Annotated in this window: 23 protein-coding genes and 1 tRNA gene; 17 read left to right on the top strand and 7 right to left on the bottom strand. The window is 39.8% G+C overall.

All coding sequences use genetic code 11. From position 1 onward, the window contains the following. Nucleotides 1-11 precede the first annotated feature (11 nt). Complete coding sequence (locus tag JWG40_RS08910) at nucleotides 12-1,682, top strand: EAL domain-containing response regulator (protein ID WP_205285452.1); 1,671 nt, start codon at nucleotides 12-14, stop codon at nucleotides 1,680-1,682. On the opposite strand, the gene JWG40_RS08905 is transcribed toward JWG40_RS08910, so the two are convergent. Next, nucleotides 1,671-4,139 carry a TonB-dependent receptor family protein gene (locus JWG40_RS08905; protein WP_205285451.1) on the bottom strand — a complete coding sequence of 823 codons (2,469 nt, stop codon included), beginning with the start codon at nucleotides 4,137-4,139 and terminating at the stop codon, nucleotides 1,671-1,673. The two genes, JWG40_RS08910 and JWG40_RS08905, sit on opposite strands and share 12 nt — an antisense overlap. A gap of 76 nt (nucleotides 4,140-4,215) precedes the next feature. On the opposite strand from JWG40_RS08905, the gene JWG40_RS08900 reads away from it, so the two are divergent. Then, on the top strand, nucleotides 4,216-5,313 hold the full coding sequence (locus JWG40_RS08900) for a hypothetical protein (RefSeq protein ID WP_232369271.1): 1,098 nt from the start codon (nucleotides 4,216-4,218) through the stop codon (nucleotides 5,311-5,313). A gap of 74 nt (nucleotides 5,314-5,387) precedes the next feature. Here JWG40_RS08900 and JWG40_RS08895 read toward each other — a convergent pair whose 3' ends face one another. Continuing rightward, nucleotides 5,388-5,642: a hypothetical protein gene (locus JWG40_RS08895; protein ID WP_205285450.1), complete on the bottom strand. Its 255-nt coding sequence runs from the start codon at nucleotides 5,640-5,642 to the stop codon at nucleotides 5,388-5,390. Nucleotides 5,643-5,782: 140 nt separating this feature from the next. Here JWG40_RS08895 and JWG40_RS08890 point away from each other — a divergent pair, with 140 nt between their 5' ends. Next, nucleotides 5,783-7,222 carry an APC family permease gene (locus JWG40_RS08890; RefSeq protein ID WP_205285449.1) on the top strand — a complete coding sequence of 480 codons (1,440 nt, stop codon included), beginning with the start codon at nucleotides 5,783-5,785 and terminating at the stop codon, nucleotides 7,220-7,222. Nucleotides 7,223-7,275: 53 nt separating this feature from the next. Here the strand turns inward: JWG40_RS08890 and JWG40_RS08885 are convergent, their stop codons facing one another. Beyond that, complete coding sequence (locus JWG40_RS08885) at nucleotides 7,276-7,848, bottom strand: methyltransferase (RefSeq protein ID WP_332470472.1); 573 nt, start codon at nucleotides 7,846-7,848, stop codon at nucleotides 7,276-7,278. Nucleotides 7,849-7,910: 62 nt separating this feature from the next. Between JWG40_RS08885 and JWG40_RS08880 the strand changes: the two genes are divergently transcribed. Both JWG40_RS08880 and JWG40_RS08875 read left to right on the top strand, forming a co-directional pair. After that, nucleotides 7,911-8,150, top strand: coding sequence for a hypothetical protein (locus tag JWG40_RS08880; protein ID WP_205285447.1), 240 nt, complete (start codon nucleotides 7,911-7,913; stop codon nucleotides 8,148-8,150). Between the two features lie 33 nt (nucleotides 8,151-8,183). Further along, nucleotides 8,184-9,281 carry an NAD(P)-binding protein gene (locus tag JWG40_RS08875; protein WP_205285446.1) on the top strand — a complete coding sequence of 366 codons (1,098 nt, stop codon included), beginning with the start codon at nucleotides 8,184-8,186 and terminating at the stop codon, nucleotides 9,279-9,281. A 2-nt stretch (nucleotides 9,282-9,283) separates the two neighbouring features. On the opposite strand, the gene JWG40_RS08870 is transcribed toward JWG40_RS08875, so the two are convergent. Continuing rightward, on the bottom strand, nucleotides 9,284-9,715 hold the full coding sequence (locus tag JWG40_RS08870) for a DUF1499 domain-containing protein (RefSeq protein ID WP_205285445.1): 432 nt from the start codon (nucleotides 9,713-9,715) through the stop codon (nucleotides 9,284-9,286). Between the two features lie 70 nt (nucleotides 9,716-9,785). On the opposite strand from JWG40_RS08870, the gene JWG40_RS08865 reads away from it, so the two are divergent. Next, nucleotides 9,786-10,670, top strand: coding sequence for an alpha/beta hydrolase (locus JWG40_RS08865; protein WP_205285444.1), 885 nt, complete (start codon nucleotides 9,786-9,788; stop codon nucleotides 10,668-10,670). Between the two features lie 226 nt (nucleotides 10,671-10,896). Here the strand turns inward: JWG40_RS08865 and JWG40_RS08860 are convergent. Beyond that, nucleotides 10,897-10,978: transfer RNA gene (locus tag JWG40_RS08860), tRNA-Leu, on the bottom strand. Nucleotides 10,979-11,082: 104 nt separating this feature from the next. Here JWG40_RS08860 and JWG40_RS08855 point away from each other — a divergent pair. Beyond that, nucleotides 11,083-11,721, top strand: coding sequence for a hypothetical protein (locus tag JWG40_RS08855; RefSeq protein ID WP_205285443.1), 639 nt, complete (start codon nucleotides 11,083-11,085; stop codon nucleotides 11,719-11,721). A gap of 9 nt (nucleotides 11,722-11,730) precedes the next feature. Next, the gene (lysS, locus tag JWG40_RS08850) at nucleotides 11,731-13,215 is read left to right on the top strand and encodes a lysine--tRNA ligase (RefSeq protein ID WP_205285630.1); all 1,485 of its coding nucleotides are present in this window, start codon (nucleotides 11,731-11,733) and stop codon (nucleotides 13,213-13,215) included. 148 nt (nucleotides 13,216-13,363) lie between these two features. On the opposite strand, the gene JWG40_RS08845 is transcribed toward lysS, so the two are convergent. Continuing rightward, nucleotides 13,364-13,912 (bottom strand): hypothetical protein, encoded by a 549-nt coding sequence (locus JWG40_RS08845; protein ID WP_205285442.1) that lies wholly within the window; start codon nucleotides 13,910-13,912, stop codon nucleotides 13,364-13,366. Nucleotides 13,913-13,969: 57 nt separating this feature from the next. On the opposite strand from JWG40_RS08845, the gene serA reads away from it, so the two are divergent. From serA to JWG40_RS08825, 4 genes are read left to right on the top strand one after another with little or no spacing between them, the layout of a single operon-like run. Then, entirely contained in the window at nucleotides 13,970-15,193 is a 1,224-nt protein-coding gene (serA, locus tag JWG40_RS08840; protein WP_205285441.1) for a phosphoglycerate dehydrogenase, read from the top strand. 26 nt (nucleotides 15,194-15,219) lie between these two features. Beyond that, the gene (locus JWG40_RS08835; RefSeq protein WP_205285440.1) at nucleotides 15,220-15,996 is read left to right on the top strand and encodes a hydroxyacylglutathione hydrolase; all 777 of its coding nucleotides are present in this window, start codon (nucleotides 15,220-15,222) and stop codon (nucleotides 15,994-15,996) included. A 42-nt stretch (nucleotides 15,997-16,038) separates the two neighbouring features. Continuing rightward, on the top strand, nucleotides 16,039-16,431 hold the full coding sequence (locus JWG40_RS08830) for an MAPEG family protein (protein ID WP_205285439.1): 393 nt from the start codon (nucleotides 16,039-16,041) through the stop codon (nucleotides 16,429-16,431). Beyond that, entirely contained in the window at nucleotides 16,428-17,192 is a 765-nt protein-coding gene (locus tag JWG40_RS08825) for an endonuclease (protein ID WP_205285438.1), read from the top strand. The genes JWG40_RS08830 and JWG40_RS08825 overlap by 4 nt, the downstream gene beginning before the upstream one ends. On the opposite strand, the gene JWG40_RS08820 is transcribed toward JWG40_RS08825, so the two are convergent. Next, entirely contained in the window at nucleotides 17,182-18,120 is a 939-nt protein-coding gene (locus JWG40_RS08820) for a LysR family transcriptional regulator (RefSeq protein WP_232369269.1), read from the bottom strand. The two genes, JWG40_RS08825 and JWG40_RS08820, sit on opposite strands and share 11 nt — an antisense overlap. Before the next feature lie 101 nt (nucleotides 18,121-18,221). Between JWG40_RS08820 and JWG40_RS08815 the strand changes: the two genes are divergently transcribed. The 5 genes from JWG40_RS08815 (at nucleotide 18,222) to JWG40_RS08795 (ending at nucleotide 23,446) form a co-directional block, all read left to right on the top strand. Continuing rightward, nucleotides 18,222-19,232, top strand: a complete 1,011-nt coding sequence (locus JWG40_RS08815) for a zinc-binding alcohol dehydrogenase family protein (RefSeq protein WP_205285437.1) — start codon at nucleotides 18,222-18,224, stop codon at nucleotides 19,230-19,232. Further along, entirely contained in the window at nucleotides 19,229-20,020 is a 792-nt protein-coding gene (locus JWG40_RS08810) for an SDR family NAD(P)-dependent oxidoreductase (protein WP_205285436.1), read from the top strand. The genes JWG40_RS08815 and JWG40_RS08810 overlap by 4 nt, the downstream gene beginning before the upstream one ends. 94 nt (nucleotides 20,021-20,114) lie before the next feature. After that, complete coding sequence (locus tag JWG40_RS08805) at nucleotides 20,115-21,500, top strand: dihydrolipoyl dehydrogenase (RefSeq protein ID WP_205285435.1); 1,386 nt, start codon at nucleotides 20,115-20,117, stop codon at nucleotides 21,498-21,500. After that, nucleotides 21,497-22,528: an oxygen-dependent tRNA uridine(34) hydroxylase TrhO gene (gene trhO / locus JWG40_RS08800; protein WP_205285434.1), complete on the top strand. Its 1,032-nt coding sequence runs from the start codon at nucleotides 21,497-21,499 to the stop codon at nucleotides 22,526-22,528. The genes JWG40_RS08805 and trhO overlap by 4 nt, the downstream gene beginning before the upstream one ends. After that, entirely contained in the window at nucleotides 22,529-23,446 is a 918-nt protein-coding gene (locus tag JWG40_RS08795; protein WP_135659800.1) for an ABC transporter ATP-binding protein, read from the top strand. Nucleotide 23,447 lies beyond the last annotated feature (1 nt).

Here is a 23,447-nt window from a genome sequence, read left to right as displayed (position 1 = left end):
CAGGTATCCCTTTGAACGAAAAACCCTTTATCTTATGCATCGATGATGAATTCTTCATTCTTTGGAATCTAAAAGAACAATTGAAAAAAGTCTTTGGATCAAATTTTACCATCGAAACTGCGGAAAGTGCGGAAACGGCTAAAGAAATCATGAAAGAAATTGCGGCATCCTCAGGAGACTTGGCTGTTGTGATCTGCGACCATGTAATGCCTGGTCAAAAAGGAGATGAATTCCTGATTGAAATGCAGGAAACTCATCCTCGCACAAAAAAAATTATGCTTACAGGACAAGCCCCGGCCCAAGCCATAGGGAATGCACTCAACCATGGTTGTTTGTATCGTTATTTATCCAAACCTTGGGACGCCCACGATTTAGAACTGACAATCAAACAAGCCATCGATGCTTACTTCCAAGAAAAGTCCTTAGAAGAAAAAAATAAGGAGCTGGCTGACTCCCTCTATTTTCATAGAGATTCCAAATACCCTAATTTTGAATCCTTAGTGAAACAACTAAAAAGAGAGGGAAATCTAAGAAACAACCAATCCATTTTACTGATTAAAATTGTGAGTTTTCCCATCATCATCAAAACCTATGGAATTGAAGTTTATCGAAAATTATTTAAAAAATTATTACAACTTCTTTCGGTGCACTTACAAAACGAAGAAAAAGTATTTCATATCTATTCCGATGAAATCGCAGTTCTATCAAATCTCTCCGAACAGGCATTAGTGGAAAAAATCAGAAGTTTTCGGATGATCTTAAAATCTGATGATTTGATTTTGGATGGAGTTGGATTCCATTTGGATTGTAGGTATTCTTCTGCCTTGGGACAAGAAGATTGTTATTACAAAGCGAAACTGGCCCTATTCCAGGCAGAAGCACAAAGTTCTTCTGATTTTGTATCTTATACAGATGATCTCTCGACAGATCATCATCTTCAAAATTTTCAACTCAGCCAAAAAATTCAATCTGCCATCACAAACAAACAAATTGTTCCCTACTTTCAAGGGATCTTAGACAACCAAACCAAACAAATTAGAAAGTTTGAATGTTTAGCAAGAATTAAAGATAGAGATGCCATTCTCACACCTGACGTATTTTTAAAACTCGCTAAAGTAACGGGCAGTATCCGAATGATCGGTTTGCAGATGATCGATGAATCAATGAACTATTTTTCAGACAAACCCTTTGACTTTTCCATCAACCTCACCGAATCCGAACTGGAATATAAAAGTTTTAGCAAATGGGTTGAGTCAAGACTATCTCATTACAAAATAGATCCGAGTCGTGTTACCTTTGAAATCTTAGAAGACATCAGTTTTTCTGAAAACAAAAATAGCTTATCTACCATTCGTGATCTAAAAACCATTGGTTGTGAAATTGCGATCGATGATTTTGGAGTCCAATATTCTAACCTAGCCAGGTTATTAGAATTTAATCCTGACTATTTAAAAATTGATGGTCAGTTTATCAAAAACCTACCAGAGAATAAAACTGCCTACCTTCTCGTCCAAGGGATTGTGGAACTCGCCCGAGGAATTGGCGCCAAAGTGGTGGCAGAGTTTGTAGATCGCCCTGCCATTCAGGACATGATTGAAACCTTAGGTATTGAATACTCCCAAGGTTATCTATTTATGAAACCATCACCTGCTCTTCCTGCAGAAGCAAATTTACAGTTGTAAGGTGACTCCAAAATTGATCTGACGAAAAGGGCCAGGTTGGATTCCTTCAGGCAAACGAGAAGAAATGTATTTTCTATCCTGTAAGTTTTTCCCAGAAAGAAACACGGACCAATTGTCTTTTTTATAGCCAATATTGGCATTAAGAAGTTCATAAGCGGGAATTTCGCCGTCAAGGCCAGATACATCAGACTTAATTCCTGCATAACTGAGAATGGTTCGGTAGTCGGTTGTGGTCCCCAATGTATCATACCAACTCACAGTTTTGGAATTCTCTAAATCGTGAAATTGTTTTGAAAAATATTGCCACTCGATTCTTGCATAAAATCCGGTACTTCTGCTAGAGATTCCAAGTGATAATGTGAGGATATCCCGAGATACATAAGGCAGACGGTTTCCATTGGTGTCCACATGGGCAAAAGGATTGGAATCTCCTTTTGTCCATGCATTAAGGTTGTAAGTGTACTGGTTTGATTTTGCTTCCGTTCTTGTATAAATGACATCCAAAGGGATGGAATAGTTCAGTTTCCAAAATTGACCAAAATCAAAAGTCATATTGGACTCCACACCTCTATGAATGGACCTGCCTGCATTTACAGGTCTCGAACCGAAGTTTCCACCAGCGGCAGAACTGTTGATGATCTGGTCCTCAAAGTTTAATAAATAACCAACCAATTGACCACTTAAGTATTCCGTGATCTCACCTCGAACCCCTGTTTCATAATTCCAGGACCTTTCAGGTTTTAAGACTAAATCCTCGGCCGTAGGTGAAATTGCCGATTCATATCTTGGTGGAGAAAAGCCACGATGAACTCCAGTAAACCAGGTCATATTTTTGGCAAAATCCAAAGTTGTTCCAAAACCTGGGAGAACAATTTGGTTTCTTGTGGTGGCCGTTTTGTCTAATTGAACCGTCGGATTGGTTCCTGAAAAATAATCGAATGTAACTGGATCAAAATCCCTTCTTGCTCTATTGATGGAACGTGTTTGAGTGAAGGATTCATAACGTACTCCTGGAATAATGGAGAATTTCTCTGTTAGGCGAATTCTATCTTGCAAGTAAACAGAAACTGCCTTGGCAGATCGTCTTTCATCATCCCTTAATTCCCCACTATTGGCTAAACTGGTTTGGGATTGTAAAAGGACAGCCGGCGTCGATCCAATTCCATTTGGATACACTACAAAGTCTGGTGTTGTAGGTCCATTTAGAAGTTGAACTTTTGCCATATCAATATGGTAACGTGTTCCCAAATCAATTTCATGTTTGATGGGGCCTGTTTCAATTTCGGTTTGTAATTTGGTTTCGATACCGGCAAACTTATAGGTTCTGTCTCTATGAGCGTTGGTGCCCCGCATCCAAATGGTATCACTATTTCTGGAAGTGTAAGGTTCCCCATCATAAGTAGCAATGGCGTCGGTAGGAATTGTACTTCCTCTTGTATTTCTTGAGTAGTTTTGACGTGCCCAGTTTCGCTCTGTATAAGCAGAATATACCCTAGTGATGAGTTTTGTTTTTTCTGAGACAGTCCATTCATGCCCGATTGAAAAACTATATCGCTCGATGGTCCTTTTGTCATTTTGTGCTGGGTTGTCTTTGGGGTTATTTTGAAACATCCCTGTGGTAAGGCCAACATAAGTCGCTTGAGATTCTTGTTGGTGGAAACCTACCTTGGTTGTGATATTATGACTTTCATTTAACTGATGTATGGTTTTTACATTTGCTTCATTCACAAAGTAACCTTGGTTGGCCCGAAACCCATCACCTTGTTTCCGAAGGACATTGACATCAAAGCCTGTATTTCCAAATGTCCCGCCATAGTTTACCATTTGGCTAAAGTAAGCGTTTTCGCCGCCAACAGTTTGAATACTTAATGTAGGATCTTTTGGTGGACGTCTTGTGATAAAATTGACAACTCCTCCAATAGTCGATGGTCCAAAAAGAATCGAACCAGAACCTTTGACCACTTCGATACGTTCCATTCGTTCGATGGAAGGAGTATAATACATTTCAGGTTCCCCATAAGGGTTCAGGGAAGTAAAAAGACCATCCTCCAGAATCAAGACTTTTCTTGAAACTTCGCCACTCACACCCCGAAATCCTAAATTCATGGTGAGACCCGCTGGATCCTGATAACGGATGTTAGCTCCAGGTACGCGACGCAACACTTCCATGTTATCAGTTGGTCTAGTTTCTTCTAAAAATTTTTTCGAAATGATAGTGGCGGAGCCTGGAATTCTTTTAAGATCCTTTTTATCTCCGATGACTCTAATTTCTGCTTTCTTCCATTTCGGATCTTCGGGATTCTCTTCTGGACTGGAGCTTTCAACATTCGAATTTGTTGCCGGAGATTCTTCGGGATTTGCCTTTCGTTCGGGTTCTTGTGCAAAAACATTGCCCCCCAATAGGCAAAGAACCAATAAGAAAGAGAGAGTTATGTTGAGAATTGGTTTTATTTTCATATCTATATTTTGATTTTGAGACAAGAGTTCATTTAGAGTCCCTAAGGACAACAGAAATTTCCCAGAAGGAACCAATATGGAATCGACCCTGCGCTTTAGAGACCACCGTTCAAAAAATAATGGCACCATCCATTGGATTCTAATCGCTCTAGATGTCGTCGTTCTAGGTATCCTTATCCCTACCTTTTATAGTGCTGATCTTCTCGACGGAGATCCGGTAACGGTTGTGGTGCTCGCAGCCATGTTTCTTTTCTTCGTTCTCATGCCACATATCTTCCTGCGAATGATGCAAAAACCCAAGTGGACAGAATTAGATCTGCAAACCAGGTCCATTCGATTGGTAGAAAATAACAAAACAATAAAGAGCTTTTCCTGGGACTCTCTCCAATACCTATCTTACTCGGAATATAGTTATACTGTGAAAACAAAAAATGGATCAAAAACAATTACTGTATTTACCGTTATTGGTCATTTCGATGGGGAAACGATTTCCCTAGCGGAATCGACAAACTTTCCCGAATTACGTTTGATAGGTGAAAGGATTGCAAAATTTGTGAAGGTATCCATTCAAAACGATTCCGGTGTATTAACCCCATATACAGAACTTGATCTTCCGATCCATAAAAGAAAAATTCCAAAAGAAATCTGGGAATCAGAGATTACTTTTAGTCCGAGTTCCGAACTGTCTATTGAGAAGATTGGGCAGGACATCCTACTCAAATCTAACTATAATCCAAAATTCTATACTTTCGTTGCCGTGAGTGTTAGTTTTGCTTTTACACTGATGATTCATTTTTTTATTGGTACGGCATTTGATCTTTCGGTTATCTCTTGGGAAACATTTCCTCCGAATCCCTACCAATTATTATTTCTCGCAGTTTCCTTAGGATTAGGATTTTTACCTTTAGCATATGTTTTATGGAACAAAAATAGAAAAAAGGAAATTCAAATCTCCCAGGATGCCATGTATTGGAATGGAAGGGCCTATCCATTTGCCGATTGGGAGGAAATTTTATTAAAACAAAATACTCTGTATCTAGTGAATGATCATTCTACAAAAACTTATTCCTTACATTTTTTTTGTGAATCGAGTGATTCTAGCCAAATACGAAATTGGATTCAAAAAGAAATTGGCAAACAATCAGGTGGAAGTGAAGACTTGGGGAGATTCTGAAAATTTTAGTTTAAAACGATAACGTACCTATCGAAGAACTAGATAGATACGTTATTCAAAAAGTTTACAAAAAATTACTGTGCCGGAACACCAGGGATTTCTTTTTTCTTTTTATCCTTAGAAAGTAAGCCCTTTAGTTTTTCTTGGGTCGCCGGGTCTTGGAGTTTTTCCTTTCCCATTTGGATTGCCTTCTGGCCTTCTTCTGAATTTGCCTTTTCTATGATTTTACCCATAAGACCGGGTTCCTCAGAACCTCCCTCTTTGGACTCCGAACTGGCACAGCTAAGCGTAAGTGATAGCAGCATTGCGAATATTATTGTTTGTTTCATATCTAGTTTCCGTAACAGGAAAAAGTTAATTTTACAAAATCCTTTCGTCAATGGAAAAACAAAATCGTTTGTAGAAAACAAGGCCACTTCTAAAAACAATCCTGGATTCAAAAAGAAAAAGTAGCACACAAGGAAGTTTCATGAACCAAAAATCTATAGATCAGGATTCCGCACAATTAGAAGCTCTGGGACTCAAATCCGAATTTGAACGCAGTATGAGTTTTTGGGAAAACTTTTCTCTTGGTTTCACTTACCTCTCTCCTGTTGTGGGAGTTTATTCCGTATTTGCCCTAGCCCTCCAGGCGGGTGGCCCTCCGATGATTTGGAATTATCTTCTAGTAGGTTTTGGACAATTTTTAGTTTGTTTGGTATTTGGGGAGATTGTTTCGCAGTATCCGATCTCTGGGGGAATTTACCCCTGGGCCTTACGTTTGGTGGGAGAACGTTGGGCTTGGATGTCTGCTTGGGTTTACGCCTGGGCTCTTTTCACAACAGTTGCTGCCGTTGCTGTCGGCGGTGCTCCTTTTCTTAGCCAGCTGCTTGGGGTGGAATTTGGAAATACTGGTTTTATTTGGATTGCCATCATTATGATTCTTATCTCCACCATTCTGAATTTGAGTGGAACAAGGCTCCTTGCACAAGTTGCCTTTTTTGGATTCTTATGTGAGTTAATTGGGGCTGTGGTTGTGGGAGGATATCTATTACTTTTTGCCAAAGTAAATTCTATTTCGATCTTATGGAATACCTTCTCTTTTGGAGAAGGAGTGAATTACTTCCCCGCTTTTTTAGCTTCCTCTGTGGCAGCGATGTTTTGTTATTATGGGTTTGAAGCTTGCGGAGATGTCGCAGAAGAGACACCAAATGCTAGTTCTGCGATTCCAAAATCGATGCGTATGACCGTTTATATAGGAGGAGGAGCTGCCACCTTTGTTTGTTTAGCACTTTTACTTGCTCTGCCCAATGTAGAGAAAGCCATTTCAGGTGAAGATAGTGATCCAGTCACGACAACTCTGGTTACTGCCATGGGCCTTGTGGGATACCGTATGGTCATCGTGGTGGTTATGATTTCTTTTTTATCCTGTTTACTCAGCTTACAAGCAGCGGCCAGTCGCCTATTATTTTCTTTTGCCCGCGATGGAATGATCTTTGGAAGTAAATACTTAAACCATCTCTCTAAATCAGGGAAGGTTCCCGTAAATGCACTGGTTATCACGGGTCTTATTCCCATTCTTATCGCAAGTATTGGCCATTGGCTGCAAGATGCAGTCACAACCATTATCAGTTTTGCTTCTGCTGGAATTTATATTGCCTTCCAAATGGTGATCCTTGCAGCCTTGTATGCACGTTACCATGGCTGGAAACCAAAAGGTTCTTTTACTTTAGGGAAACTGGGGGTTTGGATCAATGCAATTGCTCTCTTTTATGGAGTCACAGCAGTTGCTAATATGGTTTGGCCAAGGACACCCGAAGAACCCTGGTTTATCAATTATGGAATGATTTTTACGACTCTTGTTGTGATCTCCTCAGGGATTCTTTATCTTTTGGTAGCAAAACCACATTTACAAAGAAAGGTATCTTAAGGCTAGGCAACTTAAATTTATCATGTTTAATTCTCATTGGTTTGGGAAAATGTTTATTCTCTTTCCCAAATCAAATACTCCCCACCAGAGACTTCTTCTTTTAAAACAATTCGAAATCCAGGCAAATAACTTCCACCAAACCCATGGAAGGTGATTAGTTTCGTTTTTGGTTTTAATAGTAACAAATTTTGTTTTAAGGTTTGTAAATCTTTTAGGAACTGATTCGCCGATTTCTGTTTTTGCAAATCTATGGAATGGTTTCCTTTCATGGTTTCATACAAAGGATTAAAGCAGTAATAATGAGAATGACCCTCTGGAAATTCTTGTAAAAAGTTTTGCTTTCGAAACTGGACCTTGGGTGTGTCCCAGTGTTCTTTTAAAGATTCAGAAACATCTACCAAATCCACTCTATCTTCCAAGCCCAAGATATCGATAGAATGATTAGAAAGAATGGAAAGATATATGCAAAATTTACCAACGCCAGATCCCAAATCTACAAGGGATGTCACTTCGTTCGTGGAAAGATATTTCCATGTCCTTTCAATCACAGAAATTGGAGTCCATTGAAAAGGTGAAAGAGTTTGGAATTTTTCAGGCAGGGAAGAATCCCATAAGTCATCTGTCATTGGATCCCCTACGGTGAATTTCTGTCCTTTATTGAAAAATTGGTTTCTCATTTTTTCCCGCTATGTTACACCTTTTGTATATGGACCAAAAGATTCAATATTTGAACCAAATGATCGAAATCATTGATAACAAAGTTACCATTTTCAAGAAAAACAAGTCCAAATTACCACAAGCAGCTTATGCTGCTGAAAAACAAGTGCTCACACGCACAATCCAAGATACCATCCAGCTTGCCGAAGAAATCAAACCTGTCCCATTTTCTTTGATTAATGATTTGAAAGCTCTCATCAAACAATTATAATTTAAATTCGCTCAAACTAAAGCGATTCAAATTATGGAACCAAATTTTTGTTACCAAGTCCCCGTGGTTGTTGGCGCCGGAATTTCTGGATCAGCCATTGCAATGTTAAATCAAAATGTGGTAGTCTACGATAAAGGAAGGTCTCACGGCGGGAGAGTGTCCAGTAGACTAGGGAACGACCCCTCCTCTTTTGACTTTGGGGCGACAATGTTTCGTGATCTAATGGATGTGCGTTGGCTCGGACAAGAAACCAAGTATTCCATTTTAGAGATTTGGAAGTCAAAGTCAGTTTCTTTACATGTAAAACCCATCTACAGTGATGCGCATTTTTATCCAACCATGGGTATGACGAATTTAGTTTCTGCTATGTTAAGGGATGTAAAACCAATCCAAAGCCATTCCCTAAAAAGGATAGCATCGACAGATGAAAAAACTTTGAATTTAGAATTTTACAATTCTGCGACCAAAGAAACAAATACGATTTGTACGCATTCTGCCATCCTTACCCTTCCCATTCCTCAAATTTTGGAAATTTTCCATCGTTCAAAAGAAAATTCTAAACTCAAACAATGGAGCGAATTTTTAAATCAATATAACGACTACCGAAAAACTCTTGTTAGTTACTTTTATTGGGATCATTGGAAACCTAATTGGAGTAAACTTTCTTTGTATCCCGACTCGAAGATTCCAATCACAACATCTCTACAACCTGGAACAGATTGGGAATACCAAAGTTGGGAAAGTCTCAAATACCCTAAAGAATTTCATTCGGGTTCTGCCCTTCTTGTCCAATTTGGTGCTCTATTTTCAGAAACACATTTTGATGATTGGATGGATGAGAATAAAAATCCGAACGCCAAATATAGAGATTATCTCATCCGAAGTTTAAAAGAAATATTGAATGCCCCGAAACCAAACTTAATTTGGAACCATAGGTGGAGGTATGCGCAAGCCCAGATACCTCTCCTAGGAAGGGAAGGGACTTTAGACCTAGACTCAGAAGCTTTTGAAGAGTGGAAACGTCTTTGTAAAGATACGGGGATCACGATCATCGGCGACTGGCTTTTCGGTGCCAAAATAGAGAGGATCATTGGAGGAATTTATTTTCTTTCACACAATGATCTTTTGTAAGTTTATTCTTTAGCGAGTAAGTCTCGAAACTGATTCACTCGCCTTCTATTAGCGAAGATATCCCATAAACCTAGAATCGACTGGGATCTAACCTGTGCTTCTTGTTTGTCTTCTGGAAAATATATCTCCACTCGATCGGGGAATCGAAATACTTTTGTGAAAAAAATCACACGGATGTATTCCCCCTCTTTCTCTTCGCTGATCCAAATGTTTTCCGATTCATGAAAGTATTTGGATATCCGTTCATAGGCAACCGCACGAGAGGTGGTATACGTGATGGGATCCACTTTATGAACAATGTTGTATTGCATACTCTGACTTGAAACACAGTTAGGCGATGGGGGACAACCGCGGAGTTCCCCATCACTCACACCAGAGAGGGGACTTAAAACACTCATACAACAAATAAAGAAAACACCTAAAGCAGCTTCCATATCTTCCAAAAATCCCAATCCCCTATTTTTTACTTGCAGAATTTAAATTTTTCCTATCTTTTATGGGCACATGAAACGAATCAAAAAGTATCTTATTTCTGGATTGATTATCATTATCATCTTACTCACCGCCGCAGCCTTTTATTTTTCAAGTTTAGTTCTGTATCCTAAAGTCAAATGTAGCTTGGACCACCATGTATTTTGTGATGGACCTTCGGAAGTAGGGCTTACCTTCGAAGAAGTGACGATCACGACCGAAGATAAACTGAACCTTGTTAGTTACTGGATTCCCGCCAAACAATCCAAAGCCTCAATCATATTAGTACACGGTCACGGAGGCCAAAGAAACGAAGGGATTCGATTTGCTAAAAGTCTACACCAAGCAGGATATAATTTGCTCCTCCTTAGTTTACGAAGAAACCATGGTGGTTTTGCATCCATGGGATTTCATGAACAAAAGGATGTAACAGCCGCTATTTCCTATTTAAAAGCAAAAGGTTACGACAAAATTGGTATCTTTGGATTTTCTATGGGTTCGGCAACAAGTATCATCGCGATGGCTGACCATCCAGAGATCCAAGCAGGTCTCTTTAGCAGCGGTTATGGGAGTGCTATTGATGTTCTTGTAGAATCTGCAAAACGTGATTTTGGAATTCCGTATTACCCACTCATTCCCGTTGTTAAACTTGCCCTCAACTTGCGCGGAGAAATGGACATAGATTCCGTTAGGCCCATTGATAAAATTGCCTCCATCAGTCCTAGGCCCATTGCCCTCTTTCATTGCACCATGGATGATTATGTAGACTACCACCATGCGGTGGATCTTTATGCCAAGGCAGGGGAACCAAAATCCCTTTGGTCACCAGAGTGCAAACGACATGAACGACTTTGGAATTTTGATTCGAAGGAAGCCGAATCAAGGGCGGTTGGGTTTTTTCAAAAGTATTTGAAGTAGCGCGGTTTTGTTTGTGATTAGTTTGATCTGCTCGAAGGGGGACTCGACCTCTCCGTTGTTTGGACTTCCTGTCCAAACAACACTTCGAGGCACGGTTTTGTTCGTCGCCTCCCTTCCGGGTCGGCTTTCCGAATGATCGCTTCCTTGGGGCGCGATCTTTCGGCTCACAAAACTGTTCGAGTCGATCTATATGTATTTGAATATTTGGTTTGTGATTAGTTTGATTTGCTCGAAGGGGGACTCGAACCCCCACACCTTGCGGCACTACCACCTCAAAGTAGCGTGTCTACCAATTCCACCATCCGAGCGGGTGTATATGTAGGTCAGGTTAGGAAAACGGGTTCTTTCGTCAAGGAGATGAATTTTCTCTTGTCACTTGCACTCACATTTCAGTAGGTTGTAGGGGTCAAGTATGCAAGTATCCGATCTTACGTTTCGACTCAAACTCCTCCTAATAGGATTCCTTTCCCCCATCTTTATCCTACTAGGACTCACACTTTCTGCTCCTTATTGGTTAAAATCAAGTGAAACTTACCAAAAGTCGGATCTTGCCGTATTAGAAGTATCGCATGCACTTCCTTCTAAAAAAACATTAAAAGCTGTCGTGGCCTTAGCTCAACGAAGTGATTTCAAAAAACTAATACTTGTTATACGTGAAGACAAATCACAAAACCTACTTGATTCACCCCAAGAGAAGGAATCCAAAATCAAAGAACATTTGAGTTCCTTAGGAATTGGACCCGGGTTTGTTTCCTCTCTCATCATTCCCACAACCAAAATGGGTGACACAGACGAGGCATCCAAAAACCTATTAAAAATAGCTGTTTCGGATAATTTAGGAAGCATATTACTCCTTTGTCGGGAGTATGAAACCAAAAGAGTTTTAGGAACCTATCGCAAAACCTTAGCCAGTTTGCCAATCAAGGTGACAGCTTATGGATTTCCATCTGACATTTCTGGATCCAACTGGTTTTTATCAGAAGATGGGGTCAGGGAAATTACCGGAGAATTTGTACGTTATCTGTATTCTTATATTAGAGGTGTCCTATAAATGGATGAAATTAAAGATTCCAACGAACTGATCGAACAACGCATTCAAAAAATTAACGATTTAAAAGCAAAGGGAATCAACCCCTACCCACTTCGTTTTTTTCCCAATGCAGATTCCAAATCTCTGATTGTTGGATTTGATCCCAACCAAACAGAAAAAAAATCTTTTAAATTGGGAGGTCGTTTGCATGCAAAACGTGTGATGGGAAAAGCAAGTTTTGCTCACCTCCGAGATGCGGAAGGTCTCATCCAATTGTATGCCACAAGGGATGATTTAGGGGAAGAGAACTATTCTATTTTTAAATCTCTGGATTTAGGTGACTGGATCGGTGTGGAAGGCTGGCTTTTCCAAACTCAAAAAGGAGAAACCACCCTTCACTTAACTGGCGTTCAACTGCTTGCAAAATGTATCCGTCCCCTTCCTGTGGTCAAAGAAAAAGATGGTGTTGTTTTTGATGCTTTTTCGGACGTAGAACAACGTTATCGTATGCGTTATGTGGATCTTGTCGTCAATGAAAACGTTAGAGAAACTTTTAAGATGCGTTCTCGGATCATTTCCGAAATTCGAAAATTTTTGACAAATGAAGGATTTTTAGAAGTGGAAACTCCCATGATGCAACCCATTGCTGGTGGTGCGGCTGCTCGTCCTTTTGTCACTCACCACAATACACTGGATATGGAACTTTTCCTACGCATTGCACCAGAACTTTATTTAAAACGACTGATTGTGGGTGGGCTTGACCGAGTTTTCGAACTCAATAGAAATTTTCGTAACGAAGGAATTTCTACCAAACACAATCCCGAATTTACAATGATGGAAGCCTATATGGCGTTTGGTGATATGGAAGCAATGTTGTCTCTTACCGAGAGAATGATTGTCTCTGTAGCCCAGTCCATTGGCAAAGGTTTAAAATTTGCTTACGGAAAAGACCAAATTGATCTTACTCCCCCATGGAAACGTGTGAAGTACATAGATATCATCAAAGACTATTCCGGAATTGATTTTAGCCAAATCACGGATCTAAAGGATGCAATTTCACAAGCAAAAGCCAAAGGTGTGGACTCTTCGGATTCCGTTTCCATTTGGAAAGTATGTGATGATGTATTTAGCTCTCTAGTGGAACCTCACCTCATCCAACCAATTTTTATTACTGATTTTCCAAAAGAACTCTCTCCCCTTGCAAAGTCTCGTGAAGATGATCCGAAATATGTGGAACGATTTGAACCTTATGTGGCTGGTCGTGAGATTGGAAACGCATTTACTGAGCTCAACGATCCCTTCGACCAAAGAGAACGATTTGAAGAACAGGTAAAACAAAGGGAAGCTGGGGATGATGAAGCCTTTATGATGGACGATGACTATATTCGAGCATTGGAATATGGTCTCCCGCCAACGGGGGGCCTTGGAATTGGAATTGATCGCCTGGTGATGTTACTCACCGATTCTCACTCCATCCGAGATACGATCCTTTTCCCACTGATGAGACCGGAATAGAAAACAGTTTTCTACCTCAGGAAGAAATGGAAGGAATCTTAAAAAGGAAAAACTGACTGATCGCTAAATGATTTTTGTGGTCGGATTCAAGTATAAAAAAACCTCCTTGGATTTATATCCTTGGAGGTTTTTTTGCAAATTAACAATATTACTTTTTATTAATATTGAGTTTTGGCTCTGATTCGATGGTTCGGATCAATTTGGAAAGGTTAGATTGAAAAGAAGCCGTTTGGCTAGAACTCAATTGGAAGTTAAAGGTTTCCTTTCGGTTGGTATAACTGATCCCAATGTTTTGGCTCTCACCCACTTTAGGAATGATCTCTGAAGAAATCGCTGAGCTAATCACGATTGTATCGGAATAATCTGTATTGGTTCGTTTTAGATTGTACCAAGTATCTCCCAGCTTTAAGGAAACACCAATCGGAAGGTCTACGTCAAAGGTTCCAATTTCATAGAGTAAAAAGTATTGCACAAGTCCCGTGCTATTGTCTCGTTCTGCCTTAAAATACACACAAGGTCGTTTGCCCGGAAATACCCAGACATACCTTTGCAAACAAAGGTCTTTGGAAATGGCAGTTTGTTGCTCTAAGGTTGGTTCCGGTGTGACCACATAGGCCTTGGTTCCTCCGCAGGAAACAAAAACCAGAAAAGTGAGGAAAATGAAGGAAAATCGGGTGAAGGACAAGATTCTTTCCATGGTAAGCTCAACCTTTTTCGAGGTGCAAGGTTTGGCAAAGGAAAAAATCCTGTTCCTATGGTATCTTATCCCAAAGGAAAAATAAAAGTCCTACTTCTGGAAAACATCCACAAAGATGCGTATGAACTTTTCCACCGAGACGGTTTTGACGTTACCCTCGTCAAAGATGCGATGGAAGAAGCAGAACTCATCGAAAAAATTTCCGATGTACATGTTTTAGGCATTCGTAGCAAAACCAACGTTACAATGAAAGCCCTTGCCAATGCTAAAAAATTAATGACTGTTGGATGTTTCTGTATTGGAACCAACCAAGTCGAATTAGAGGAAGCCGAAAAACGTGCCATTCCCGTTTTCAATGCTCCCTACAGCAATACCAGGTCTGTGGCCGAACTTGTAATCGCTGAGATCATTATGCTTGCTAGAAAAGCAACAGACCAGTCCCGCGATGTCCACCTCGGTAAGTGGAATAAAATCGCCAAAGGCTGTTTTGAAGTCCGTGGCAAAACGTTAGGAATCATTGGGTACGGACATATTGGATCACAAATCTCTGTGCTTGCTGAGTCTATGGGAATGAAGGTGATTTTTTATGATATCATCTCCAAACTTCCGCTAGGGAACGCTTCTTCTGTCCATACTTACGAAGAAGTTCTGAAACAATCTGATTTTATTACCTTTCATGTTCCAGAAACGGAAGAAACAAAAAACCTATTCCGTAAGGAACACTTAAATCTTCTCAAACAAGGTGCCTACCTTCTCAACCTATCTCGTGGAAAGGTTTTAGAAATCGATGCACTTGTGGAAGGATTGAAGTCAGGGAAAATTGCCGGTGCTGGCGTGGATGTATTCCCTGAAGAACCCAAGTCCAATGACGATCCTTTTGTAAGCCCACTCCAAGGTTTGCCGAATGTGATTCTCACTCCGCACGTAGGTGGATCAACAGAAGAAGCACAAAAAAATATTGGATCCGAAGTGGCAGAAAAACTTTTAAAGTACGTGAACAATGGATCGACCACATTTTCTGTGAACTTTCCTAACATTGAACTAGGAAGTTTGAAATCAGGTTACCACAGGATTCTCAATATACACCAAAACCAACCAGGGTTCTTAAGAGATATCAACTCCATCATCTCTGATTTGGGAGGAAATATCCTCACACAAAACTTAAGCACTTCGTCTAATATTGGTTATTTGAGTATGGAAATTGATAAAAACTTGGGTGATGAATTGAAAGATAAAATCAAAGCCCATAAACATTCCATTCGGACTCGAATTCTCTATTAGAAATCAATGGGAAGGAAAATATCCAAATGATAGAAATCCTTCCCATCTTTACAAACTCACCCCTTAGAAACTTTAGTTATATTGTTTATTCCACTCGAACGGGCGAAGCCTATGTGATTGATCCCTTCGATGCTAAATCCATTCTCACTCAAACAAAACAATTGGGTGTGAAAATCAAAGGAATTCTCAATACCCACGAACATGGAGACCATACCCAAGGAAATTTGGAATTAAAAGAGGAAACGAGGGCAATCGTCTACGGACATAGCCAGGCCAAAGACAAAATCCCAGGACTCGATCAAATTCTAAAAGAAGGTGATATCGCCTTTTCAGTAGAAGAAGAATCCATTGAGGTTTGGGACACTCCCGGACATACATTCTCTCACCTAAGTTTTGTTCATAGAAATCCCAAAACCATTCTTGGAATCTTTTCGGGGGATACTCTTTTTAATGTTGGAGTCGGGAATTGTTTTCGCGGGGGAGATCCCAATGTACTCTATGACACTATCCAATCTCGTTTCGAAACCTTACCGGATACTTGTTTGTTGTATCCTGGCCATGACTATTGGGAAAACAATCTAAAGTTTGCAGAACACGTTGATCCAAAAAATGATTTCAGAGAAGAATACAAATCCACACTCATACCCTTTTTAGTTTCCGAAATCGGTACAGAAAAGAAATTAAATCCATTTTTTAGAAGAAATACACAATCAGTTAAGGATCGACTAACGGAATTAAAAGAAATATATACGAATGATCGTTCCGTATTTTTAGTTTTACGAAAGATGCGAGATCATTGGTAATTTGTATTTTACAAAATCTAAACTAGGATGACAGTTTAGTCAATGACCATCATTACCATCTGTTTACTTATCTCCATTGGCCAAATTTACTTAGCAAAAGGAATTGTGGCCATTGCTATGGCAAAGGAAAAAAAGGGTTACGACAACCACCATCCGAGAATGCAACAAGCCAAACTCACTGGCTGGGGTGCTCGTGCCAATGCCGCCCACCAAAATGGGTTTGAAGCGTTTTCCATATTTTCCATCGCCATTTTATTCAATCTTCTTTTGGAAGTTGATTTTTATTGGTTAGAAATTCTTTCCTTAAGTTTTGTTGGTTTGCGATTTTTGTATATTTATCTTTATATTGCTGATCTACCGAAAGCTCGGTCTACCGTCTGGACTCTTGGTTTTCTTTGCACTATGGCGATGTATCTTCTTCCTATCCTCCCTTGAAATACTTTAGATTTTATAGTATTCTCTTTGTCTCTTTATGTTTGGTGAGTTTCTTTGTTTATTCTCAAGCAGAAGACAAAAATCAACCAAATGAAAAAAAACTAAAGGTGATGGATTTTCAAAAAGCCAAACGAATCTTAAAACACTTTTATAAAAAAGTAGGCGTCGATTTTTACTGCGGATGTCAGTTCTCCGAAGATACGGAAGTTCTTGGCCGACTTAAAATTGATTTTGAATCCTGCGGACTTAACAGCCGCAAAGACACCCACCGCCAAACATGGATTGAGTGGGAACATATTGTTCCAGCCCATAGTTTTGGGAAAGACCGCGAATGTTGGACAAAAAAAGACTGCGAGTGGAATGGAAAACCAGTGCGCGGAAGGAAATGTTGCCAAGCCACCGATCCTGAATTCAACCAAATCGAAGCAGATATGCATAATATTTTTCCTGTTCCTGGAGAAATCAATGCAGACCGCGGAATTTTTTCTTATGGGGAAATTGAAGGCGAAGAAAGGAAATATGGACTTTGTGATTTTGAAGTGAATTTCAAAGAACAAACAGCAGAACCACAACCAAAGATTCGGGGCGATATTGCTCGCACCTATTTCTATATGGAATGGAAATACGGGATTCCGGTTCCCGAGGGAAGGAGGAAACTCTATGAATCTTGGAACCAACTTGATCCACCCGATACTTTTGAAATCCGAAAAAATGAGATCATAGAAAGGATCCAGTCCGTAAAAAATCCTTTTATAAATTGAACCGACGATTACATTCGGACTCTAAAAAATTGCGAAACTCCATCACCCGACGGGATGGCGTTCGATTGTTGGGATGAACCACCCAAACATTCCCAAAATTTTCTAATGGAAATTCTTTTAGGATTGGAATCAGTTTCCCTGATTGGATATGAGCTTCTATGTCCCAGAATGAACGAACAAGAACGCCTTTTCCCTTTAAACCCATTTGCACAAGACTCGCAGCATCATTGGATAAAAATTTTCTATTTTTTGTTACCTCTGCGAGCTTTAGTTCCGTTCCAGAAAATCCTAAATCCTTATGTAAATCCAAATACAAAAGATTATGTGTTTCTAATTGCTTTGGGGAAAGGATGGGTTTGTTTGTTTTTAAGTAATCTGGACTAACCACCGCTATGATTCGATTCTTAAAGAGATGAGTTCCCACGAGGTTTACTGGAATTTCCATTGCCACACGAATTCCTATATCAATCGACTCTTCCATAAGATCAAGAAAGCTATCAGTTACGATCAGTTGGATTTTGATCTTTGGGTTTTGTTCTAAAAAACCTTCAATGATTTCCGATACAAAATGATTTGCCATCGAACTTACACAAGTGACCCGGAGGGTTCCCTCTAACTCATCTTTGTTGGCTAAAGAATTCTCAAGTTCCTTAACACTGTCTAAAACGGAAATCACCTTATGGAAAATCAATTCTGCTTCTCTTGTAGGAACAACCTTTCTTGTATTGCGGTAAAAAAGTTGTGTTTTCCAAATCTTTTCGAGCCCTAAAATCCTTTTGGCGACTGCGGCTTTGGTCACACCCATTTTACTTGCCACTTGCGTAAAACTACGCTCCTGCACCACGAATATGAAGGTTTTAAGGTCTTCTATGTCCCGAATGAGAGAATCCATACGACAATTGAATACCAAAAGGATACAATCTGTCAACTAAACTCTATATCGACTCTTTTTAGTTTACAAATAATCAGGGAATCAGAGACCGGCTCCTATGAATCTGATAAAAACAAATTTAGATCACGGGAGAAAATATGAAGACCATTTCTGCCATCTTTGATTCCAAACAAAACAAAGCCGTATTACAAACATTAGAGGTCAACCCACTACCCTTAGGAGACCACGACATTCGAGTGAATGTTAAAGCGGTGTCGGTCAATCCAGTCGATTATAAAATTAAGAATTCAATTCATTCCGAAAACCTAGGTCCTCGTGTCCTTGGTTGGGATGCCAGTGGTGTGGTGACAGAAATTGGAGCAAAGGTATCGACTCTCCAAATGGGAGAAGAAGTATTTTATTCGGGAGATCTCAAACGACCAGGCAGTAACGCAGAGTTTCAGGTTGTGGATGAGTTCCTTGTAGGAAGAAAACCAAAGACTTTAAGTTTTAAAGAAGCAGCCTCTCTCCCCTTAACAACGATTACTGCCTATGAAGCGATTTTCGAAAAACTAAAAATAGATCCTAATGCGATGCAAACGATACTAATTGTTGCCGGAGCTGGTGGTGTAGGAAGTATCGCAATTCAGATTTTAAAACAAATGACAAAAGCCAAAATCATTGCAACAGCTTCCAGAGAAGAATCTATCTCTTGGGTAAAAGATTTAGGGGCCGACTTTGTGATCCATCCGCAAAAAGATTTTCTAGAACAGGTCCAAGCTTTGGGATTGAGTGGGGTAAATGATGTGCTTCTTTTCATCGACCCCAAAGATCACTTTGAGAATTTGGCAAAGGTATTACTTCCCTTTGGCAATATTTGTTCGATCGTAGAATCAGATTCTCCTCTTAATATGAATCTATTAAAAACGAAAAGTAATGGGTATTTAAATGAGTTTATGTTTACAAGGTCAATGTTCCAAACAGAAGATCGAATCAAACAAAAACAATTGTTAGAAGAAATCGGTGCATTGGTGGATGCAAAGAAAATTTTCCCGACAAACCATATTGATTTGGGAGAAATGACGGAAGAAACACTGAACGAAGCACATGAACTACTACAATCAGGAAAAACAATCGGTAAAATTATACTCGGAGGATTTACAAAATGAATACAGGACTTAAAGAGAAAAAAGTTTTAGTGACAGGATCTACCAAAGGCATCGGTTTTCAAACAGCTGTCCAGTTTGCAAGAGAAGGGGCAGAAGTTTTTGTCCATGGCAGAACGGATGCAGCAGTCGCAAAGGCAATCGCGGAAATCCAATCTATCCAACCGAATTCCAGGCTCGGTGGAGTGTCGGCAGATTTGGCTTTAGAAGAAGGAATCCAAAAACTTATCAAAGAAATTCCCGAGGTGGATATTCTTATCAATAACGCAGGTTATTTTGAACCCAAACCCTTTTTTGAAATCACAAGAGAGGACTGGAAAAAAATGTATGACACCAATGTCCTCAGTGGTGCCGAGCTCACTCAACATTATTTAAAAGGAATGTTGGAAAGAGACTATGGACGGATTGTATTTGTTTCGAGTGAATCGGCTCTAAACATCCCAGTTGAGATGGTGCATTATGGGATGAGTAAAACGGCCCAACTTTCGATCTCCCGAGGCAGTGCCGAAATCACAAAAGGATCCCAAGTCAGAGTCAATTCTGTTTTACCGGGCCCCACGCTTTCGGAAGGTGTAGAGGACTTCATCCAAAGTTTAGCAATCGCACAAGGAAAAACAAAGGAAACAATGGCAAAAGATTTCATCATAGAAAATCGTCCCACCTCCCTTGCCCAAAGGTTTGCCAGACCAGAAGAAATCGCAAACGTCATTCTTTTCCTTGCCAGTGACTTATCCTCCATGCTCAACGGAGCTTCGGTCCGAGCGGATGGAGGGGTTTTCAAATCCATTTGACCTGGGAAAACAGAGGTGCAGTTTTTTCTAAATTTGCCAAAAGAGATTTTGCTTCATTTACAGAAAACTGCCGAATTTTCAAGCTGGAATTGGTATGAAAGAATATGACATCATTGTCATTGGCGCCGGTGCCGGAACCAAACTCGTCACTCCTCCCTCGCACCTTGGCAAACGCGTAGCTGTCTTCGAAAAGGAAAGCCCTGGCGGAACCTGCCTCAACCGTGGTTGCATTCCTTCCAAAATGGTGATCTATCCATCCGAGCTCATTCGTATGACAGAAGATACAGAGAAGTTTCCGGTGCATTTCAAAGAAAGACCATTGGCCGATGTGGACAAAATCTTTCGGCGTGTGAACGAAACCGTAAAACAAGATTCTGATTCCATTCCCATCGCTTATGGAAAAAATCCCAATATTGACTTTTACCCAAAACAAGTCCGGTTTGTCAGTGAACGAGTCCTTTCCGATGGAAATGAAACTTATACCGCCAAACATATATTTGTTGTGACAGGCACAAGACCCCAAATCCCAGATATCCCTGGATTAAAAAATACACCATTTTGGACTTCTAGAGAAGCCCTTTCACCAAACCAATTTCCAAAATCTCTTCTTATCATTGGAGCTGGTTTTATCTCTCTAGAACTTGGAGCCGCTTACCAAGCGTACGGCTGTAAAGTCACAAGTCTTACACGAACAGACATATTACGAACTGCCGATGGAGATATCAAAAAAGAACTAAACCTTCATCTTCCCTTTCCGATTGAATCCTATTACCAAATTGAGAAGGTAGAATTTGAAAACGGAGAGTTTCGAGTCACAGGCCAAACAAAAGAAGGAAAAAAAACCATTCATACCGCCGAACGTTTGCTTGTGGCAACAGGAATTCGCCCCAATACCGATGACTTAGGTTTGGAAAAAACAAATATCAAAACTAATGAAACCGGCTACATTCTTGTGAACCACTACCTAGAAACAACGGAACCTGGGATCTATGCTTTTGGAGATGTGATTGGCAGGTACTTTTTTAGACATAGTGCCAACTTCGAAGGGGAATATCTCTTCGAACATCTGTATGGTGCTAAATCCGATACCCCTATCCAATATCCACCGATGCCGGAAGCAGTCTTCACTCACCCTCAAATTGCAAGCGTCGGTTTTACCGAAGAAGATTTGATAAAGAAAAAGATTCCGTATTACAAAGGAATCAACCCTTATTCCTCAAGTGCAATGGGAATGGCGAGAATGTCTAATTCTGGATTTGTAAAAGTGCTTGTTTCGGAAGAAACTGAAGAAGTGTTAGGTGCCCATATCATTGGGGAAGAAGCAGCTAACCTCCTCCACCAAATTGTTCTCGGAATGTATCTAAAAGCAAAATTAGACCAGTATTTAGGAATGATCTACATCCATCCTGCCATTTCGGAAATTACAAGGAATGCATTTCGAAAAGTCAGAGAGGAAAAACTAAAAAGGATAAAAAAATGAAAAAGTTTTTATTCAACCGTTTTGATAAAGATACCTTACTAAAAAAAGTATCCACGGATCCAAGAGAAAGAAGAGTCATCTCCTTTTATCGCTATGTAAAAATCGAAGACCCAATTGTGTTCAGAGACAAACTCTATGATGTTTTTGAAGACCTGGGAATTCTCGGAAGAATTTATTTAGCAAAAGAAGGAATTAATGCCCAGTTTTCGATTCCTGTAGAAAGCTACGAGAAACTTAGATCGGTTGTGGACTCTATTCCAGAACTTAAAAATATATATTTCAATGATGCGGTAGAAGATAAAAAAGAAAGTTTCATCAAACTTGCCATCAAAGTTCGCAAAAAAATTGTGGCTGATGGTTTGGATGATTCAAAGTTTGATCCCTCAGACGTCGGAACCCACCTAACACCAATGGAATTTCACGAAGCTCTCGCAGAACCTGGAGTGATTGTTGTTGACCTTCGTAATAATTACGAATCCGAAGTGGGCCATTTTGAAAATGCCATCCTACCTGATGTAGGAACCTTCCGAGAAGAATTACCACTCGTCGAAGGTATCTTAAACGAGGATAAAGATAAAAAAATTCTACTCTACTGCACCGGTGGCATTCGCTGTGAAAAAGCAAGTGCCTACTTAAAATACAAAGGTTTTTCTAAGGTCCACCAACTTCAGGGTGGAATCATCAATTATGCAAAAGCGATTCAAGACGCGGGTATCCTTTCTAAATTCAAAGGGAAAAATTTTGTTTTTGATGATAGGCTCGGGGAAAGAATCACAGAAGATGTTTTGACCGTTTGTTATGTTTGCGGAAAACCCAGTGACCGCCATACCAATTGTGCCAATCTCGGTTGCCACGTTCTCCTTGTCCAATGTGAGGATTGTGCGAAAGAACTCCTCAATTGTTGCTCCGAAGAATGTAAAAGTATAGTCTTATTACCAGAAGAGGAACAAAAACTCTTAAGAAAAGAAAACAGGGTAAATAAAAAATACCCTACACACCACCTAACGAGAAAACTAGTAGGAAAATAAATGTCAGAATATGCAATCGAATTGGAGGGTTTGGAAAAAACCTATCCGAATGGAGTGAAGGCCCTTCGTTCCATTAATTTAAAAGTAGAATCAGGAGATTTTTTTGCTCTCCTCGGTCCAAACGGTGCCGGAAAATCAACCACCATTGGAATCTTAAGTTCCCTCATCAACAAAACGGGGGGCAAAGCAAAAATCTTTGGAGTGGATATCGATGCGAATCCCGATCTTGCCAAAACCTTTTTAGGTATTGTTCCCCAAGAATTTAACTTTGGAATCTTTGAAGCTGTAGAACAAATTCTCATCAACCAAGCAGGTTTCTATGGAATGCCCTACAAAATAGCCAAAGATAAAGTAGAATATTACTTAGAAAAACTATCCCTTTACGATAAACGGAAGTCTGCTGCGGGCCAACTCAGCGGGGGAATGAAACGTAGGCTTATGATTGCAAGAGCACTTGTTCATGATCCCAAACTATTGATCTTAGATGAACCAACAGCCGGTGTAGACATTGAAATCAGAAGGTCTATGTGGGAATTTCTAAAAGAACTCAACCAAGCAGGAAAAACCATCATCCTTACAACTCACTATTTAGAAGAAGCAGAATCTCTCTGTAAAAATATAGCCATCATCGATAAAGGGGAAATTGTAGAAAACACTTCGATGAAAAAGTTATTACATCGTTTGGATAAAGAAACTTTAATCATCGACTTAAAAAAATCCTTCAAAACAAAACCAGTATCCAAAAAATTTCATTGGGAATGGTTGGATGACCATACATTAGAGGTGCAGTTAGATAAAAAAGATTCTGTGAACCAACTCTTTACCGAACTTACCAAACTGAATTTGGAAGTACTCAGTCTTAGAAACAAATCCAATCGACTAGAAGAGCTTTTTTTGTCTCTTACAGGAAAAAACTAAA

Source organism: Leptospira abararensis, assembly GCF_016918735.1.
Classification (GTDB): domain Bacteria; phylum Spirochaetota; class Leptospiria; order Leptospirales; family Leptospiraceae; genus Leptospira_A; species Leptospira_A abararensis.
The sequence above is the reverse complement of the archived record's forward strand: the minus strand, read 5'-3'. Positions and strand labels throughout refer to the sequence as shown.

Excerpts from the sequence above, each read along its gene's own strand:
- JWG40_RS08905 (WP_205285451.1), bottom strand. The coding sequence starts at position 4,139 with ATGAAAATAAAACCAATTCTCAACATAACTCTCTCTTTCTTATTGGTT.
- JWG40_RS08900 (WP_232369271.1), top strand. The coding sequence starts at position 4,216 with ATGGAATCGACCCTGCGCTTTAGAGACCACCGTTCAAAAAATAATGGC.
- JWG40_RS08895 (WP_205285450.1), bottom strand. The coding sequence starts at position 5,642 with ATGAAACAAACAATAATATTCGCAATGCTGCTATCACTTACGCTTAGC.
- JWG40_RS08890 (WP_205285449.1), top strand. The coding sequence starts at position 5,783 with ATGAACCAAAAATCTATAGATCAGGATTCCGCACAATTAGAAGCTCTG.
- JWG40_RS08885 (WP_332470472.1), bottom strand. The coding sequence starts at position 7,848 with ATGACAGATGACTTATGGGATTCTTCCCTGCCTGAAAAATTCCAAACT.
- JWG40_RS08880 (WP_205285447.1), top strand. The coding sequence starts at position 7,911 with ATGTTACACCTTTTGTATATGGACCAAAAGATTCAATATTTGAACCAA.
- JWG40_RS08875 (WP_205285446.1), top strand. The coding sequence starts at position 8,184 with ATGGAACCAAATTTTTGTTACCAAGTCCCCGTGGTTGTTGGCGCCGGA.
- JWG40_RS08870 (WP_205285445.1), bottom strand. The coding sequence starts at position 9,715 with ATGGAAGCTGCTTTAGGTGTTTTCTTTATTTGTTGTATGAGTGTTTTA.
- JWG40_RS08865 (WP_205285444.1), top strand. The coding sequence starts at position 9,786 with ATGAAACGAATCAAAAAGTATCTTATTTCTGGATTGATTATCATTATC.
- JWG40_RS08855 (WP_205285443.1), top strand. The coding sequence starts at position 11,083 with ATGCAAGTATCCGATCTTACGTTTCGACTCAAACTCCTCCTAATAGGA.
- JWG40_RS08845 (WP_205285442.1), bottom strand. The coding sequence starts at position 13,912 with ATGGAAAGAATCTTGTCCTTCACCCGATTTTCCTTCATTTTCCTCACT.
- serA (WP_205285441.1), top strand. The coding sequence starts at position 13,970 with ATGGTATCTTATCCCAAAGGAAAAATAAAAGTCCTACTTCTGGAAAAC.
- JWG40_RS08835 (WP_205285440.1), top strand. The coding sequence starts at position 15,220 with ATGATAGAAATCCTTCCCATCTTTACAAACTCACCCCTTAGAAACTTT.
- JWG40_RS08830 (WP_205285439.1), top strand. The coding sequence starts at position 16,039 with ATGACCATCATTACCATCTGTTTACTTATCTCCATTGGCCAAATTTAC.
- JWG40_RS08815 (WP_205285437.1), top strand. The coding sequence starts at position 18,222 with ATGAAGACCATTTCTGCCATCTTTGATTCCAAACAAAACAAAGCCGTA.
- JWG40_RS08810 (WP_205285436.1), top strand. The coding sequence starts at position 19,229 with ATGAATACAGGACTTAAAGAGAAAAAAGTTTTAGTGACAGGATCTACC.
- JWG40_RS08805 (WP_205285435.1), top strand. The coding sequence starts at position 20,115 with ATGAAAGAATATGACATCATTGTCATTGGCGCCGGTGCCGGAACCAAA.
- trhO (WP_205285434.1), top strand. The coding sequence starts at position 21,497 with ATGAAAAAGTTTTTATTCAACCGTTTTGATAAAGATACCTTACTAAAA.
- JWG40_RS08795 (WP_135659800.1), top strand. The coding sequence starts at position 22,529 with ATGTCAGAATATGCAATCGAATTGGAGGGTTTGGAAAAAACCTATCCG.